General features: G+C 64.7%; 12 protein-coding genes. 8 read left to right on the forward strand and 4 right to left on the reverse strand.

All coding sequences use genetic code 11. The features are described 5' to 3' along the window. Positions 1 to 3: 3 nt before the first annotated feature. Entirely contained in the window at positions 4 to 1,248 is a 1,245-nt protein-coding gene (locus tag K2O51_RS10920) for an MFS transporter (RefSeq protein ID WP_220630214.1), read from the reverse strand. Between the two features lie 305 nt (positions 1,249 to 1,553). Between K2O51_RS10920 and K2O51_RS10925 the strand changes: the two genes are divergently transcribed. Then, on the forward strand, positions 1,554 to 1,721 hold the full coding sequence (locus tag K2O51_RS10925; protein WP_041680237.1) for a hypothetical protein: 168 nt from the start codon (positions 1,554 to 1,556) through the stop codon (positions 1,719 to 1,721). A 159-nt stretch (positions 1,722 to 1,880) separates the two neighbouring features. Here the strand turns inward: K2O51_RS10925 and K2O51_RS10930 are convergent, their stop codons facing one another. Continuing rightward, entirely contained in the window at positions 1,881 to 2,909 is a 1,029-nt protein-coding gene (locus K2O51_RS10930) for an AraC family transcriptional regulator (protein WP_011300689.1), read from the reverse strand. 338 nt (positions 2,910 to 3,247) lie between these two features. On the opposite strand from K2O51_RS10930, the gene K2O51_RS10935 reads away from it, so the two are divergent. From K2O51_RS10935 to K2O51_RS10960, 6 genes are all read left to right on the forward strand, one after another. After that, positions 3,248 to 4,024: a glucose 1-dehydrogenase gene (locus K2O51_RS10935; RefSeq protein ID WP_011300688.1), complete on the forward strand. Its 777-nt coding sequence runs from the start codon at positions 3,248 to 3,250 to the stop codon at positions 4,022 to 4,024. A gap of 79 nt (positions 4,025 to 4,103) precedes the next feature. Continuing rightward, positions 4,104 to 4,610 carry a 2,4'-dihydroxyacetophenone dioxygenase family protein gene (locus K2O51_RS10940; protein ID WP_011300687.1) on the forward strand — a complete coding sequence of 169 codons (507 nt, stop codon included), beginning with the start codon at positions 4,104 to 4,106 and terminating at the stop codon, positions 4,608 to 4,610. Between the two features lie 34 nt (positions 4,611 to 4,644). Continuing rightward, positions 4,645 to 5,742, forward strand: coding sequence for a glycerol dehydrogenase (locus K2O51_RS10945; protein WP_220630215.1), 1,098 nt, complete (start codon positions 4,645 to 4,647; stop codon positions 5,740 to 5,742). 36 nt (positions 5,743 to 5,778) lie between these two features. Further along, a complete protein-coding gene (locus tag K2O51_RS10950) occupies positions 5,779 to 7,407 on the forward strand; it encodes an arylsulfatase (protein WP_219916577.1) in 1,629 nt (542 codons plus the stop codon). Positions 7,408 to 7,410: 3 nt separating this feature from the next. Then, positions 7,411 to 8,583 (forward strand): formylglycine-generating enzyme family protein, encoded by a 1,173-nt coding sequence (locus K2O51_RS10955; RefSeq protein ID WP_140948901.1) that lies wholly within the window; start codon positions 7,411 to 7,413, stop codon positions 8,581 to 8,583. Positions 8,584 to 8,683: 100 nt separating this feature from the next. Beyond that, positions 8,684 to 10,060 carry an MFS transporter gene (locus tag K2O51_RS10960; protein ID WP_140948900.1) on the forward strand — a complete coding sequence of 459 codons (1,377 nt, stop codon included), beginning with the start codon at positions 8,684 to 8,686 and terminating at the stop codon, positions 10,058 to 10,060. Between the two features lie 57 nt (positions 10,061 to 10,117). Here K2O51_RS10960 and K2O51_RS10965 read toward each other — a convergent pair whose 3' ends face one another. Both K2O51_RS10965 and K2O51_RS10970 read right to left on the reverse strand, forming a co-directional pair. Next, complete coding sequence (locus tag K2O51_RS10965) at positions 10,118 to 10,516, reverse strand: Zn-ribbon domain-containing OB-fold protein (RefSeq protein WP_220630216.1); 399 nt, start codon at positions 10,514 to 10,516, stop codon at positions 10,118 to 10,120. A 33-nt stretch (positions 10,517 to 10,549) separates the two neighbouring features. Then, complete coding sequence (locus tag K2O51_RS10970) at positions 10,550 to 11,716, reverse strand: thiolase domain-containing protein (RefSeq protein WP_220630217.1); 1,167 nt, start codon at positions 11,714 to 11,716, stop codon at positions 10,550 to 10,552. A 216-nt stretch (positions 11,717 to 11,932) separates the two neighbouring features. Here K2O51_RS10970 and K2O51_RS10975 point away from each other — a divergent pair, with 216 nt between their 5' ends. After that, on the forward strand, positions 11,933 to 13,144 hold the full coding sequence (locus tag K2O51_RS10975) for a CaiB/BaiF CoA transferase family protein (RefSeq protein ID WP_011300680.1): 1,212 nt from the start codon (positions 11,933 to 11,935) through the stop codon (positions 13,142 to 13,144). Positions 13,145 to 13,181: the final 37 nt, after the last annotated feature.

The raw sequence follows: 13,181 nt of genomic DNA on the forward strand, positions 1-13,181 counted from the left end.
CGATCAGGACGTTTGCAGCACGGATACGCCACGGCCCTGCATGGCCAGCACCGACCACGCAAACACGACGAGACCGCCCAAAGCGAGCAGGGCGCCGACCCATCCGGTCGACGTCCAGCCCAGCCCGGCGGCAATGCTTACGCCGCCCAACCACGCGCCCAAGGCATTGGCCATATTGAAGGCCGAGTGATTGAGCGCGGCGGCCAGTGTCTGGGCATCGCCCGCTACGTCCATCAGGCGGATCTGCAGCGCCGGGCCGAGCGCGACGACGGTCCCGATCAGCAGCACGTTGACCGCGGCCAGCCACGCATGCGGCGCGGTCAGCGTGAACGCCCCAATCACCAGTGCCGACCACACCAGCACGCCGCCGATGGCTGGCATCAGGGCCTTGTCGGCGAGCTTCGCGCCGGCAAGGTTCCCGCTGACCATGCCCATACCGAACAGTGCGAGCACAAACGGAATCGCGCTCGCCGGCATTTGCGCCACTTCAAGCATGGCGGGTTTGATATAGCTGAACACCGCGAACATGCCGCCAAAGCCGATCGCGCCAATGCCGAGCGTCAGCCACACCTGCGTGCGGCGCAGTGCGGTCAGTTCGCGCAGCGGGCTCGCCCTGCGATCGGCCGGGAAGAACGGGACCCAGCACCACACCAGCCATGCCGTCAGCGCACCGATTGCGCCGACGATCATGAAGGCGGCGCGCCAGCCAAGCCAGGTGCCGACCGTAGCGGCAATCGGCACGCCAACCAGCGTGGCGACAGTCAGCCCTAGCATGACCAGGCCCACCGCCTGTCCGCGACGTTCGCGGGGCACCAGTCCCGCCGCCACCAGTGCCGCCACGCCGAAGTAGGTGCCATGCGGAAAGCCGGTCAGCAGCCGCGCGATGAGCATGAAAGCGTAGGAGGGCGCAAATGCGCTGGCGAAATTGCCGATGGCAAAGGCCGCCATCAGCGCGATCAGCAGATTGCGCCGCGGCAAACGTGCGCCGAGCACAGCCAGCAGCGGCGCGCCGATGACCACGCCCAGCGCATAGGCGCTGATCAGGTGCCCGGCTTGCGGGATCGTGATGGCAAGGTCGCGTGCGGCGTCGGGCAACAGGCCCATGATGACGAATTCGCCAGTGCCGATGCCAAAGCTGCCCACGCCGAGCGCGAGCAAGGCGCGGCGGCTATGTGCCGTAGAGGCTGGGTTGTCGGTGGTGGAGGCGGAAAGAGAAAGCGAGTCGGGGGTTCCGTGCGGAGCCGTCATGGGGTGAGAGCGCGAGGGGTTGTTGTCCAGTCGCTGCTCGCTGGCGGGCGGGCATCTGCGTCCCGCCTCATCGGTTGCCAGCGCGCTCCGGCGCAGCGCGAGTGCGCATTGTGACGCAAAACGGCGAGCCTTGCAGGCGGTGCCTGATGCGCCGCCTGACCCGCGCGGTGCACGCCGGACGCGTGGCCGTCGCTGCACCCGCGAAGTCAGAACCCGCCTACGCATCGTTGCGCCGTCCTCCGATGCTGAGGCAGTGCGCGGGCAACTACATTGACTTTAGCCGACTCACTGCACGGAGGTGCCTTATGTCTTTCGCGCTCTACCTGATCGGATTGCTGGTGCTCGTAGGCGGGATCGCCTGGGGGCTGTCGATTGCGGGCCTGGCGCCGGTCTATATCGGCATTGCATGCCTGATAGTGCTTGGTCTCGGGATCATGGGCGCTGTCTCCAGGACCCGGACCAAGGATTCCTGATGGTCATGAGGGGATCTGACGCAGGTTCGACGTTCTGACCGTGTAACGACCGGACCTTCGGTCCAAGGCGCCCCGGCAGCGGGGCGCTGTCGTATTTCCGTACCCCATTTTTCCAGGGGAAACGGCCGGCGTTCTATGGCTTCCCGGCCCCGAAGCTGCTCAGCGTCGATCGCTCAAAACCTTGCGATGCTGGTGAGGCGTCGAACCCTTCCAGCGACGATAGGCGCGAATGAAGTTCGATACCTCTCCATACCCGAGCGCCTCGCCAACCTGCGTCAGCGGGAGGCCGCTCGCCAGCAGTTCGTCGGCGAGGGATTCGCGTACTTCCTCCTGCAACTGGCGGACACTGGTGCCTTCGCCCGCGAGGCGCCGGTGCAACGTGCGTGAAGTCATGTTCAGGTCCGCAGCAAGTGCCTCGGCACCGGGCAGCGAGCCGGGCTTCGCCACCAGCCGTGCGCGGACCTGTCCTGCGAACCCGCTGCGGGCACGTCGGCTTGCCAGCAGCGCCTCGCATTGCAACTCGCACTGGCGCGCGACTTCCGCGCTTGCGCCCGGCAGCGGCCGGTCGAGATAGTCCGCCGCGTTCTTGACGACGCGATTCTTGTCTGCGCCGAACACGGGCGAGCATCCGAACAGCACCTGCCAGGGACTCGCATCGGCGGGTTCGGGTCGACGCAGCGTCACGCTTTCCACCGGCAGCGCTGTGCCGATCAGGTCGCGAACGAAACTGACGGAACTGGCTATGTCGCGGTCGACGATGAAATCGCGCACGTCTTCGGGTAGCCCACTGTCGTCGATGGTGGTAACGACGCGGTCGCCCTCGAATGCCTCATTGATCTCGGATAGCGGATACGAAAGCTCAAGGAAACGGACTGCCATGTGAATGGCACTGCGCAGTGTGGGACAACTCAGCAGCGCGAAGCCCCAGATGCCGTAGTTGGCCAGCCGGTAGCGCAACCCGGCCTGTATGCCAAGCCCGGGAAGATGCCCGAGCGCGTTCACGAGGTTGCGGATCAGCTCGAGTTCCTGCCTCGCGTCGATGGCGAAGCCAGGTTCAGCCAGGCGTCGCCAGTCGAGCCCGGTGCGCGCAAGGCAACGGTCTCCGGAAAGGCCGTGGTCGAGGCCGAATTGGAGCAGCAGTTGCACGCTGGCGGTGTTATGGCGAGAAGCCTGCGAATTCGAAGTCATCAATCTGGTAAGTCGGCAATAGCCCGGCAGTCAACGGGATCACATGGGAACATCCCGTGGCTGTCTGAAAATGATTATTTTCTGTCTAAATATGCCATGGCGCCACCCTTTGCGCCAACTTAGCATTTGCACTCAATACAAGAGCTCCCAAAGCTCGGCTTCTGACCACAGAAGGAGACAGCCCTCCGGCAACCGACTCATTCCTGACGCTGCACGTCGACGTGCGGCGGGGGATCGTTCGTGCCCACGCCCGCGCGTCGCCCAAGTGTCAGTCGCCTGATCGGCGCCGGCATCGTTCCGTGTGCCGCCCATGACCCTTCGATTCAACAGGATTCAATATGCGGATGCAGGGCAAGATCGCGCTCGTTACCGGAGGTGCCTCCGGCATGGGTCTCGCCTTCACAAGGCGGCTGGCGCAAGAAGGCGCCCGGGTCTATTTCACGGACATTAACGGGGCTGCGGGGCACGCTACCGAAAGCGAACTGCAAGGCGCGGGCCTCGCGGTGGTTTTCCTGCGGCACGACGTCACGCAGGAAAACGACTGGCTGCGGGTGCTCGAACACATCGGCGCTGTCGACGGCCGGCTCGACGTGCTCGTGAACAACGCCGGCATTGCCATCTCGCACAACATCGAGACCTGCACGACCGAGGATTTCGACCGCACCCTCAACGTCAACCTGAAGAGCGTCTTCCTCGGCTGCAAGCATGGACTGGCCCTGATGAAGCAGAAGGGCGGATCGATCATCAACGTGTCGTCGATTACGGCCATTTGCGGCGAGCCCGTGGCGCTGGCCTACAGCGCCTCCAAGGCGGGCGTGCGCTTCTTGTCCAAATCCGTCGCGCTGCACTGCGCGGAAAAGGGCTATGCGATCCGCGTCAACAGCCTCCATCCGGGCTACATCGATACGCCGCTGCTTGCCGGCAGCAACGCCGGCGGCAGCCTGACCGCGGACGAGGTCACGGCGTCGCGCGTGCGCATCGGCGGCGAGATTCCGCTGAAGCGCAGAGGCACGCCGGACGAGGTGGCTGGCGCCGTGCTCTATCTGGCCAGCGACGAGTCGACCTATGTCACCGGCACCGAACTGGTTATCGATGGCGGCTACGCCTGCCACTGACCACTGACCACTGTCCACTGACGGTTCTGCCTTCACCGACACCCATACAAGATCCCTGCAACAAAGGAAACCCGCACCCATGACGCTCCCCGCCACTATCACGCACCAGGAAAAACTCCTGACCGTAGACACTACCGCCCATCCCTTCCTGAAAGCGCTTGGCGGGCATGAGGGCACCGACATCTTTCCGCTTTTCATGGACCCGTACAACGGCCTGATGGTGATGCGCGCGAGCTTCGCGCCCGGCCTCACGCTGCCGCTGCACTTCCACACCGGCACAGTGCACATGTACACCATCTCGGGCTGCTGGTACTACACGGAATATCCCGGCCAGAAGCAGACCGCCGGTTGCTACCTGTACGAGCCGGGCGGCTCGATCCACCAGTTCAATACGCCGCGTGATAACGAAGGACAGACCGAGGTCATCTTCATGCTGTCTGGCTGCAACGTGAACTTCACGCAGGACGGCACTTACCTCGGCCTGTCCGACGCAGGCGTGATCAAGAACTGGGTGGACCGCGCAATCCGCGAGCAGGACAACGGCTTGCGGTACATCGCCGCCGCGGTCCCGACGTACGCGGCCTGACCGCAGCACGCCAATCTTGACGGAGGCGATCTGTATGGTGCGTACGATGGGTTTTCCGGGGCAATATCTGCAAGGGCCTGGCGCCCTGCGGCAACTGCCCCCGCTACTGCAGCGCATGGGCTGGCGGCGCCCGTTGGCGATCTGCGACGCCATCGTCGCGGAGAAGGTCTGGCCCGCCGTGGCGCAGGCACTGTGCGAAGCCGGAGTCGCGGCAAGGCAACTGGCCTTTCCCGGGGAATGCACGCGGGCGGTGATCGCCGGGATGGTGGATCAGGCGTCGCAGGGCAGCCATGACGTGGTCATTGGCCTGGGCGGCGGCAAGGCACTCGACACCGCCAAGGGCGTGGCGCGCGCGCTTGACGTTCCCATTGTCATTTCTCCGACCATTGCGTCGAACGATGCGCCGACGAGCCGCGTGATTGTCCTGTACGACGATGCACACCGGCTGGAAGGCGCCGAATTCCTGAAGACCAATCCCGCAGCGGTGATCGTCGACACGCAGGTCATCGCGCAGGCGCCGGTGCGCTTCTTCGCCGCCGGCATCGGCGACGCCATCAGCAAGAAATTCGAGGCTGCGCAATGCAGGGCGACGGGACGCAACAACGCATTCGGAACGCCGCCGCTGGATACGGCATTGCTGCTCGCTGGCGCTACCTATGAAACACTGGTCAAACACGGACCTGCCGCCTGCGAAGCTATCCGGCGCCAGGAGCCCAATGAAGCCGTGGAACGTGTGGTTGAGGCGACCGTGCTGCTCAGTGGCCTGGGCTTCGAAGGCGGAGGACTGGCGCTTGCCCATGCGCTGACGCGCGGCTTCAGCGCGGTCCCCGGCATGGCGCAGGCGCTGCATGGCGAACAGGTCGCCTTTGGTGCGCTGGTCCAACTGGTGGCCGAGCAGCGAGACCAGGAGGAGATCGCAGAACTTGTCGATCTGCTCTGCGCGGTCGGCCTGCCTGTCACGCTGCAACAGCTAGGGGTGGCGCCCGAGAACCATCACGACAGCATTGCCACCATCGTCCAGGCCACGTTGGCGGGACAGACGAGCAACGTCATCAGCCCTTCTCTCAACCCTCAGCAACTGGCTGCGGCGCTCGCGCATGCCGACAGTATCGGCACGCTGGCGCTCAGCTGACCGGCGGGAAATCCTTCTCTGCAGGAGCAACTATCCATGATGCACACATTGAAGCGGCTGGTGGCCGTTACGGCCACCGTCGCCGCCATGAGTCCGTTCGCCGCCGGGGCACAGCAGGCGCGGCCAAATATCCTCGTCATCTGGGGCGACGACATCGGCTGGGAGAACGTCAGCGCGTACGGCATGGGCGTGATGGGCTACACGACACCGAATATCGACAGCATCGGCATGGAGGGCATCCGCTTTACCGACCAGTACGCCCAGCCTTCCTGCACGGCGGGCCGCGCGGCGTTCATTACCGGCCAGTATCCGATCCGCTCGGGCATGACCACCGTTGGCCAGCCCGGCGACAAGCTTGGCTGGCAGCCGGCATCGCCAAGCCTTGGCGAAGTGATGAAGCAAGCCGGCTACCGCACCGGTTTCTTTGGAAAGAGCCATATGGGCGACCGCAACTCGCACCTGCCCACGGTCCACGGCTTTGACGAGTTCTTTGGCAACCTCTACCACCTGAATACCGAAGAGCTTCCCGAGAACCACGACTACCAGGCTTATGCGAACGGCTACCCCGGTGGTGGCAAGGCCTTCGCGCAGAAATTCGCACCGCGCGGCGTACTGCACACCTATGCCACGGACAACGACGATCCGACCGACATGCCGCGCTTCGGTCCCGTCGGCAAACAGAAGATCGAGGACACCGGCCCGCTGACGAAAAAGCGGATGGAGGACTTCGACGCCGCCGAGGTCATTCCCAAAGCCATCGACTTCATGCAGGGCGCGAAGCAGAAGGACAAGCCTTTCTTTGTCTGGCTCAACACCAGCCGCATGCACCTCTATACCCACCTGAACGACAAGTGGCGGTACGCGGCGGCCAAGTACACGCATGAAGACGACATGCAGGGCAGCGGCATGCTGCAGCATGACCACGACATCGGCCTCGTGCTGGAATACCTCAAGCGCAGCGGCCTCGACAAAAACACCATCGTCTGGTACTCGACCGACAACGGGCCGGAACATGTCTCGTGGCCGCACGGATCGACCACGCCGTTCCGCGGCGAAAAGATGACGACCTATGAAGGCGGCGTGCGCGTGGTCTCCATGCTGCGCTGGCCCGGTGTCATCAAGCCGGGCCAGATCAAGAACGGCATCCAGGCGCACCAGGACATGTTCACGACATTCGCTGCGATTGCGGGCGTGCCGGACGTCGTCGGGCAGATGAAGCGCGAGAAGCATCAGTACATCGACGGCATCAACAACCTCGACTACTGGACGGGAAAGACCGCTGACAGTGCACGCAAGGACTTCCTGTACTACTACGAGAACAAGCTCACGGCCGTGCGCATGGGCCCATGGAAGCTGCACTTCTCGCTCAAGGAGGATTACTACGGCACGCTCCAGCCGCGCAGCGTCACGATGCTCTTCAACCTGCGCAGCGATCCGTTCGAAAGCTATGACAGCAAGGACGCCTATGGTCACCTGCTGCAAAAGGCCCAGTGGATCTCCGGCCCGATGAATGAACTGATCGCCAGTCACCTCAAGACCATCGCGGACTATCCGCCGGTGCAGCCTGCCAAGTCGTTCGACCGTTCAAACATGGTCCAGGACTTTCTGCAGCAGCAACAGCAGTTGCGGCAGCGGCAGCAGCAACAGGCGGCGATCAGGGAGTAAGGCGTGATCCAGCGCAGAACAGCGACGCGGGCGCTTCTCGTGATCCTGGCGGGCAGCGCGGTTGCGGTCGCGACTGGCTATGCCCGCTGGGGCGTGAGTGGGACCACGCCACCCGCGGCGGCGCCTGCCATCACGATTGGCGACGGTGTGAACGGGCCCGCCGGGATGGCGCACATTCCCGGCGGCGAATTCCTGATGGGCAGCGACAGCAACATGGCGCAGCCCAATGAGAAGCCCGCGCACAAGGTGCGGGTGCACGGGTTCTGGATGGACCGCCATCACGTCACCAATGCCCAGTTCCGGGATTTCGTGAAGGCAACGGGCTATGTCTCGACCGCCGAACGCAAGCCCGAGTGGGAAACCCTGAGGGTCCAACTGCCCGCTGGCACGCCGCGACCGCCCGACAGTGCGCTGGTGCCGGGCGGCATGGTCTTCGTTGGCACGTCACGTCCGGTGCCGCTGAAAGACTACTCGCAGTGGTGGCGCTACGTACCGGGGGCCGACTGGCGCCATCCGGGCGGGCCCGGCACGTCGATCGACGGCAAGGATGACCATCCGGTTGTCCAGGTGTCGTATGAAGACGCGCAGGCGTATGCACGGTGGGTTGGCAAGCGTCTGCCGACAGAGGCCGAATGGGAGTTCGCCGCCCGTGGCGGGCTGGAGCAGGCGACCTATGCCTGGGGCGGGACGTTCGCGCCGGAAGGCCGGCAGATGGCCAACGTCTGGCAGGGACAGCAGGCACAGCCTTTCCCGGTCGCCAGCCCCAAGGCGGGCGGCGCGCTGGGCACCAGCCCGGTCGGCACCTTCCCCGAGAACGGCTACGGACTCTATGACATGACCGGAAACGCCTGGCAGTGGGTTGCCGACTGGTATCGGGCCGACCAGTTCCGGCAAGAAGCCGCCGCCGGCCGGCGCGTTGACGACCCGAAGGGGCCCGTCTCTTCCTGGGACCCGGACGATGCCGGCGTGCCCACCGATGCGCCCAAGCGTGTCACGCGCGGTGGCTCGTTCCTGTGCAACGAGGACTATTGCCTCAGCTACCGCCCCAGCGCGCGGCGGGGCACGGACCCGTACAACAGCATGTCGCACCTCGGCTTCCGTCTGGTCATGGACGACAGCCGCTGGGCGGCAACACGCGGCCAGGCGGACCGCGCGAAGGACAGCATGGCTCGATAGCAAGGAGAAGCCATCGTGAGGGAACGTCCCAGGTTCGGGTGCATGTAGGACAACACCCGCGCCGCAACGAAAACAAATCCATACACAACGGAGGAGACAAATGACAGATACGCGCCCCATTGTCGACGTCAAGCGACTGATCGACGAAGAACGATTTTCCCCCTACCAGTGGCTGATCCTGGCGGTGTGCTTCCTGACGATCGCGGTGGATACCTACGATGCATTCGCCGTCGGCTTCGTTGTGCCGGCACTGATGCAGGAGTGGCACGTCGGCAAGGACGTGCTGGGCCCGGTGATGAGTGCCTCCATCTTCGGGATGGCCATTGGGGCGCTGCTGGCCGGACCGCTGTTCGATCGCACCACCCCGAAGACGGTGATGGTCTTCTCGATGCTGGTGTTCGGCATCTGCAGCCTCTGCAGCATTACGGCCACTTCGCCGTTGTCGCTTGGCCTGTGGCGATTGTTCACTGGGATCGGCATCGGGGCGGCGGTGCCGGGGGCGACGACGCTGGTGTTCGAATATGCGCCGGCACGGCGCAGTGCGCTGACCGTCAATGCCATGGGTTGCGGCGGCATGCTTGGCGCCGCGCTGTGCGGTGTCACAGCGGGCGTACTGGTGCCGGGCTATGGGTGGAAAAGCCTGTTCGTGGCCGGCGCCGTGCTGCCTATCGTTCTGGCACTGGTTGTCCAGTTTTCTCTGCCCGAGCCAATGCGCTTCATGGTGATGCGCGACTGGCCGGCGCAGCGGATCGCGGCGGTTTTGCGGCGCATCGCGCCAGGGCGTGACTTCGACGGCGTGCGCTTCGTCTTTTCCGAGGAGCAGGCGACGGACCGCAAGTCAGGGATGGCGGCAATGCTGTCCAGGCCGCTGCGTACCGGCACCATCATGCTGTGGGTCACGTACTGCGTCGGAACGTTCTCCTACTATCTGCTGATGGGGTGGATGCCAACGCTGGTCCAGGAATCCGGAGCGTCACTGCGCGAAGCGACGCTTGCTACGAGCCTGCTGTCGCTGGGCGGCATCGTGGGGGCGTTCGGTGTCGGCTGGCTGATGGACCGATTCGAGCGGAATGCCGCTGTGGCGGCGGCATTCGTCGTCGGTGGTGTGGCGGTGTGGATGATCGGCCAGCAGTCTGCCGGCACGGCATTGTTGCCGGCCATTATCTTTATTGCGGGCGTGGGCCTGAACGGCGCGATCTTTTCCATGGGCGGCCTTGCCGCGGCGTTCTACCCGACGAATGGGCGCTCCGCGGGCATTGCCTGGATGTACGGCATCGGCCGGATCGGCGGGATTCTCGGGCCGATTGCAGGTGGATTCCTGCTCCGTGCCAATTCAGGCACCGGCTTGTTCTATCTGATCGTGACGGGAGCCGTGCTGATGGCGGCTGCGGCGCTGTGGATCAAGCGCCGGGCCAGTGGCGGCCCGGCCGGCGTGAGTGCCATGGCGCCTGTGCGAAGCGGGTCGGAGGCAAGGTAGTGTCATTGGGCGTTTGCCATGGCCGATGTCGCGCAAACGCCCGTCTGCGCAGTCGGGTCAGAGCGGCCGGAACGTGGGCATCGGCGGCCCGTTGTCCGTCGGCGTAAAGGTCAGCTCGACCCGCTGGCCGATATGAACGGTATCGAGATCGCAGTCGACGATACGCGTCATCATCGTGACACCTTCGTCGAGCGCGACATAGGCCATGCAGAACGGCGTCGGCCCGGCACGGCGCGTAACGCTGTACGAATAGACCGTGCCGCGGCCGGCCGACGCCTTCCACGTGGTCTCGCCCATGCAGAACGGGCACAGCGTGCGCGGATACCAGTGCGGCTTGCCGCAGTCATTGCAGTGGCGTACCAGCAGGCGCGCTTCGCGGGCGGCAGTCCAGAACTCGGTGTTGTCCGGCAGCTCTTCAGGCGCCGTCAGGACTTGCGGGATAAAAGGAGTGCTCATGATGCGTTCTCGGTAATTCGATATGGATGCGGATTATTCGCGTTCGAGGATCAGCGTGGCGCTGCCATGGCGCGAGCCGAGCAGGCCGCCCATGCCCTGCGCCACGGCGAGGTCGCAGTTCTTTACCTGGACCGCGGGATGTGCCTCGCCACGCAGCTGGCGCACCGCTTCGATCACCTTGGTGATGCCGCCGCGGTTGGCCGGGTGGTTGTTGCACAGCCCACCGCCATCGGTATTGAACGGCAGCTTGCCGACGCCCGAAATCAGGTTGCCGTCCATCACGAACTTGCCGCCGTCTCCCTTCTTGCAGAAGCCGAGGTCCTCAAGCTGCATCAGCACGGTGATCGTGAAGCTGTCGTAGATCGAGGCGTATTTGATGTCGGCCGGCGTCACCCCGGCTTCGGCGAATGCTGCCGCGCCCGAGAACTTCGCGGCCGACCAGCTAAGGTCGACATGGCCGCCCATCTGCCCCTTCACGAATTCGCCGGCGCCGAGCACCTTGACCTTCGGCCGGTTCAGCATTGCCGCGATTTCCGGACGCGCGACGATCAGGGCGCCGCCGCCGTCGGACACCACGCAGCAGTCGAGCTTGCGCAGCGGGTCCGAGATCATCGGCGCGTTCAGCACGTCTTCCACCGTCACGACATCACGCAGCATCGCGTTGGGGTTGTGCTGCGCGTGGTGCGATGCCGCGACCTTGATCCAGGCGAGCTGTTCGGCCGTGGTGCCGTATTCGTACATATGGCGCATGGCGACCATCGCGTACGAATTGACCGTGAGCGGGCTGAACGGGGCCTCGAACGGCTGGTCGGGCAGGTTGTTGCCCCAGTTGCGCGGCTTGGTGCCGCTGGAGCCTTCCGAACGCGGACGGCCGGCCAGCGTGATCAGCGCGACGTTGCACTTGCCTGCGGCAATGGCCTGCGCGGCGTGGGCCACGTGCACCAGGTACGACGAGCCGCCCGTTTCGGTGGAATCGACATGGCGCAGCTTGAGACCCAGGTAGTCGACCATGTTGAGCACGCCAAGGCCCGGCGCGTCGCCGGCGCAGAAGTAGCCGTCGACGTCGGCGAGCGTAAGGCCCGCGTCTTCCAGCGCGCCCTTGGCGCTTTCGGCATGCAGTTGCGCGACCGACTTGTCCGGTGCCTTGCGGGTGGGGTGTTCGTATGCCCCGACGATATATGCCTTGCCTTTGATGCTCATGCGCGAACCCTCAGTTGGAAACGTTGTGCCGGCCGTCTGGAAACGGCGTTCGCCGTGATCTTCCGGCAAGTGGGGTGCAATTTCCAATACAGGCTATGTATTGGCCGAAATACCGAAAGTATTTCACGCGCAATCCGGCGATCCGTAGCATCGGCCCATCAGTTTCGAGGAGACACGCATGAATTCCGCGGTAGCAGAACAGGCAAGGGGCACAGCATGACGGGCCCGTTGCAAGGCATTCGCATCGTCGACATGACGACGGTCCTGATGGGGCCGTACGCGACGCAGATCCTTGGCGATCTCGGCGCGGACGTGATCAAGGTCGAGCCCCCCACGGGCGACACCGTGCGTGACGTAGGCCCGCGCCGCAATGACGGCATGGCGGGCATCTTCCTGCACGTCAATCGCAGCAAGCGCAGCATCGTGCTCGACCTCAAGCAGGCCGCGGGGCGCGAGGCGCTGCTGCGTCTGGTGGCGGACGCCGATGTGCTGATCTACAACGTGCGCCCGCAGGCCATGGCGCGCCTGAACCTGGGCTATGAAGAGATCGCGAAGGTCAATCCGCGCATCCTGTACGTGGGCGTTTATGGCTACGGGCAGGGCGGTCCTTATGCAGCGAAATCCGCCTATGACGACCTGATCCAGGGCGCGGTGGCGATTCCGTCGCTCGCCCATACCGCAGGCGCCGACATGCCGCGGTACGCGCCCAGCGCCATCGCGGACCGCATTGTTGGGCTCGCTGCCGCGAACGCAGTCACGGCAGGCCTGCTGCATCGGGCGCGCACCGGCGAAGGCCAGTGCGTCGATGTGCCGATGTTCGAGACCATGGCGCAGTTCGTGCTGGGCGACCACATGGGCGGCCTCACGTTCGACCCGCCGATCGGCCCGAGTGGCTATGCGCGCATCCTCGACCAAAACCGCCGCCCGCACCGCACCAAAGACGGCTATCTCTGCGTGCTGTTCTACAACGACAAGCAGTGGCGCAAGTTCTTCGAACTGGTTGGCCAGCCCGACCTGATGGACCGTGACCCGCGCTTTGCCACCATCGGCGAACGAACCAAGCACATCGACGCGCTATACCGCATGGTCGCCGAGGTGATGCCCACGCGCACCACCGCACAGTGGATCGAGGTGCTGGAAGCCGCCGATATGCCGGTGATGCAGCTTCACACCATCGATTCGCTGATGGCCGATCCGCATCTGCAATCCGTGGGCTTTTTCGACGTGGTGGATCACCCCACCGAAGGCGCTATCCGCTCGATGGCCATTCCGAGCGTGTGGTCCAAATCGTCGCCGCAGGTCTCGCGCCAGGCGCCGCGCCTGGGTGAGCACAGCGCCGAGGTGCTGGCCGAGGCCGGCTACAGCGCGGCAGAGATCCGCAAGCTGGCCGAGTCGGGCGCAACCGTGCTTGCCCCCGAGACCCGATAACCCGGTAACCCGGGTAACCCGCCCCGATTCAGGAGTC

Source organism: Cupriavidus pinatubonensis, assembly GCF_019602855.1.
In the GTDB taxonomy this organism is placed as follows: Bacteria; Pseudomonadota; Gammaproteobacteria; order Burkholderiales; family Burkholderiaceae; genus Cupriavidus; species Cupriavidus pinatubonensis.